We start from the raw sequence: 3,527 nt of genomic DNA on the forward strand, positions 1-3,527 counted from the left end.
CGGTCCCGCGACGGGACCGGGCCGGCGTCGTCGGCGCTCAGCGGACGGTCACGGCGCGCCGCCGCGGCAGATCAGCTCGCGGGCGAGCTGCCGGTAGGCCTTGGCGCCGTCGTGGTTCTCGGCGAACAGGGTGATGGGCGTGGCCGCCACCGTGGCGTCGGCGAACTTGATGGATCGCTTGATGACGGTCTCGAACACGCGGTCCCCGAAGCCGGCCACCAGCGAGCCCACGACCTCCTTGGAGTGCAGGGTCCGCTGGTCGAACATCGTGGCCAGCACGCCGTCGATCTCCAGGTCCGGGTTGAGCCGGTCCTGCACCTTCTCGATCGTCTCGACGAGCAGGGCTACCGCGCGCAGCGCGAAGAACTCGGCGGTCAGCGGGATGATCACGCCGTGCGAGGCGGTCAGCGCGTTGACGGTCAGCAGGCCCAGCGAGGGCTGGCAGTCGATGAGGACCACGTCGTAGTCGTCGCGGACCTGGCGCAGCGCGCGCTCGAGGACCTGCTCGCGGGCCACCTCGTTGACGAGCTGCACCTCGGCCGCGGACAGGTCGATGTTGGCCGGCAGCAGGTCCATGTTCTCGAAGTCCGTGGACAGGATCGCGTCCTTCGCGGTCACCGACCGCTCCATCAGCACGTTGTACACCGTGGTGTCGAGCTCGTGCGGGTTCGCGCCCAGGCCGGCCGAGAGGGCGCCCTGCGGGTCGAAGTCCACCATGAGCACCCTGCGGCCGTAGCCCGCGAGCGCGGCGCCCAGGTTGATGGTGGAGGTCGTCTTCCCGACGCCGCCCTTCTGGTTCACCATCGAGATGATCCGCGCCGGGCCGTGCGAGGTCAGGGGCGCGGGCTCGGGGAAGTCGTGCTTGGGCCGGCCGGTGGGCCCGAGCACGGGCTCGCCGTGGATGGTCATCACGGGGATCGGTTCTCTCGAGGTCACGGCGGCGCCGGCTCCTTCCACGGTGGTCTGCACGCCCGGCCGCGGGCCGCGGCGCACCGCGGCCGCCGTCGTCGGCGTGTCCGGATCTTCCCCCACCCTAGTGCCTGGCGTTCCCAGGACGACGGCGACGCCGGGGACGGGCCGGTGTCCAGGCTCGTCCCCGGCGTCGCCGGTGGTCGACGGTGCGGCGTGCCGCGCGGGCCCGCCGCCTCCGTCAGCGGGCGGGGTTCCGGTCGCCGTCGGCGGCCATGGTGAAGTTCAGGCTGGAGTCGGGGTGACCCTCGTAGGCCTGCTCGGCGATCGTCGGGGACTGCTGCGGGTCGTGCGCGGCGCCGTCGTGGCCGGCCACGGTCGCCTCGTCGAACTTCAGCTCGCCGCTGAGGACGCGCCGGGCGCGCTCGCCGTCGAGTTCCCCCACCCAGCGGCCGACGAGGAGCGTGGCCACGGCGTTGCCGGTGAAGTTGGTCAGGGCGCGGGCCTCGGACATGAACTTGTCGATGCCCACGATCACGCCCATGCCTCCGAGCAGCTCGGGTCGGTGCGCCTGCAGGCCGGCGGCGAGCGTGGCCATGCCCGCGCCGGTGACGCCGGCCGCGCCCTTCGAGGCGATGATCATGAAGACCAGCAGGCCGATCTGCTCGCCGAGGTTCATCTCCGCGCCCATCGCGTTGGAGACGAAGAGCGCGGCCATGGTCAGGTAGATGGCGGTGCCGTCCAGGTTGAAGGAGTAGCCGGTGGGCACGGTCACGCCCACGACGGACTTGTCCACGCCGGCGTGCTCCATCTTGGCGATCAGGCGGGGCAGGGCGGTCTCGGAGGAGCTGGTGGCGAAGATGAGCAGGTACTCCCGGCCCAGGTACTTCATGAGGGACAGGATGCTCAGGCCGGTCACGACCTTCAGGATGGTGCCGAGCACCACCACGATGAAGGCGATGCAGGTCAGGTAGAAGGCGCCCATGAGCAGCGCCATGGCGCCGATCGCGGACCAGCCCGTGGAGCCGACGACGGCGGCGATCGCACCGAAGGCGCCGATCGGGGCGACCCACATCACCATCATGAGGATGCGGAACACGACGCCCTGGATCAGGGTGAGACCACGCAGCAGCGGGGCGCCGGCCGGGCCCATCTGCTGCAGGGCGAAGCCCACGAGCAGGGCGATGAACAGGGTGGGCAGCACCGGCAGGGAGCCGGGGATGATGTCCAGCAGGAACTGGACGGTGCCGTCCGCCGCGGCCTGGGGCTTGTTCGGGTCGTAGGGCGTCAGCTTGAGGCCCTCGCCGGGGTGGATGAGGTTGCCGACGACGAGGCCGATGGCCAGCGCGAACGTGGACATCGCCATGAAGTAGGCCAGGGCGATGCCGCCCACGCGGCCGACGGTCGCGGCCTTGGCGATCGAGCCGACGCCGAGGACGATCGTGCAGAAGATGACCGGGCCGATCATCATCTTGATGAGGGAGACGAAGCCGTCGCCCAGGGGCTTGAGGGACTTGCCGAACTCGGGGAAGAGCAGGCCGACGGCGGCGCCCAGCACCACCGAGGCGATCACGGCGATGTACAGCCAGTGGGTGCGGTCCTTCTTCGTCGCCGGGGCCGGCGGGGCCGAGGTCTCGGCCGGTGGGGTGGGCGCCATCGGGCGTTCCGTTCTGTGCGGTGGTGGGGCGCCGCCGAGCGGTCCGCAGCGGCGCGGGAGGGATGTGACCACTCTCGCGGCCCCGGGTGGTGTCGGTCACGATTGCGGTCATAGTGGTCACGGCGGCCGACGGACTGCAGGATCGTGGGGGTGGACCGGCGCGTCGCCGGCCCGAGGGAGGAGAGGCATGCGCCACCCGTGGTCGATCGCCCGGCGGATCGCCGTGGTCCACGTGGCGCTCGTGGCGGCCATCGCCCTGTTCAGCGTGTGGAGCGCCTACCTCCAGGCCCGCGAGGTGGCCCAGCGCGTCGAGGAGCGCCATGTGCATGGCGTGACCGCCCTCGTGGCGCGCGACCCCGCGCTCGTCTCGGCCCTGCGGGCCGGCGACGCCCCCGCCCTGCAGGCCGGGATCGACGGCTGGATCGCCGAGGCGCAGGTCTCGTGGTTGACCGTGATGGACCCGGACGGGATGCGGTTGGCGAGCTGGCGCCCCGAGCAGGTCGGCGTCCGCTACCCGAGGCCGGTGGACGCCGTCGTCGCCGGGGACACCGTCGTGGAGCTCTCGAGCACCGGTGCGGCGGGCCGTTCGGTGCGCGCGCTCGCACCGGTCGTGGACCCGGAGGACGGCACCGTCCTGGGCGTGGTCACGACGGGCGTGCAGATCTCCGATGTCGCCATCATGGCCCAGGCCCAGATCCCCGGCATCCTGCTCGGCTCGGCCGCCGTGGCCGCCGTCGGCCTGCTCGTCGCCTGGCTCGTGGGCCGGTATCTGAACCGGGTGACGCTCGGACGCGGCCCCGAGCAGATCGCCGAGCAGTTCCTGCTGGCGGAGACGGCCATGGACTCGCTCGAGGCCGGCGTCGTGGTCCTCGCCCCGGACGGGCGGGCCCGCCTGCACAACGACGCCGCCGCGCGCCTGCTCGGCTGGGAGGGCGCGGGCGAGCCTCGACTGCCCACCGAG

General features: G+C 72.1%; 3 protein-coding genes. 1 reads left to right on the top strand and 2 read right to left on the bottom strand.

Annotated elements, in window-relative coordinates; genetic code table 11:
- Window positions 1-48: 48 nt before the first annotated feature.
- Window positions 49-909, bottom strand: a complete 861-nt coding sequence (locus tag HMPREF3105_RS06545) for a ParA family protein (protein WP_036315755.1) — start codon at window positions 907-909, stop codon at window positions 49-51.
- A gap of 241 nt (window positions 910-1,150) precedes the next feature.
- The gene (locus HMPREF3105_RS06550; RefSeq protein ID WP_070709007.1) at window positions 1,151-2,566 is read right to left on the bottom strand and encodes a cation:dicarboxylate symporter family transporter; all 1,416 of its coding nucleotides are present in this window, start codon (window positions 2,564-2,566) and stop codon (window positions 1,151-1,153) included.
- Between the two features lie 187 nt (window positions 2,567-2,753).
- Between HMPREF3105_RS06550 and HMPREF3105_RS06555 the strand changes: the two genes are divergently transcribed.
- On the top strand, window positions 2,754-3,527 hold a 774-nt coding region (locus HMPREF3105_RS06555; protein WP_305791336.1), incomplete at its 3' end, for a cache domain-containing protein.

The organism is Micrococcus sp. HMSC31B01, assembly GCF_001816085.1.
GTDB classification, from domain to species: domain Bacteria; phylum Actinomycetota; class Actinomycetes; order Actinomycetales; family Micrococcaceae; genus Micrococcus; species Micrococcus luteus.

What these genes read in the sequence shown, in the direction of transcription:
- HMPREF3105_RS06545 (WP_036315755.1), bottom strand. Translation starts at nt 909, where the DNA reads ATGACCATCCACGGCGAGCCCGTGCTCGGGCCCACCGGCCGGCCCAAG.
- HMPREF3105_RS06550 (WP_070709007.1), bottom strand. Translation starts at nt 2,566, where the DNA reads ATGGCGCCCACCCCACCGGCCGAGACCTCGGCCCCGCCGGCCCCGGCG.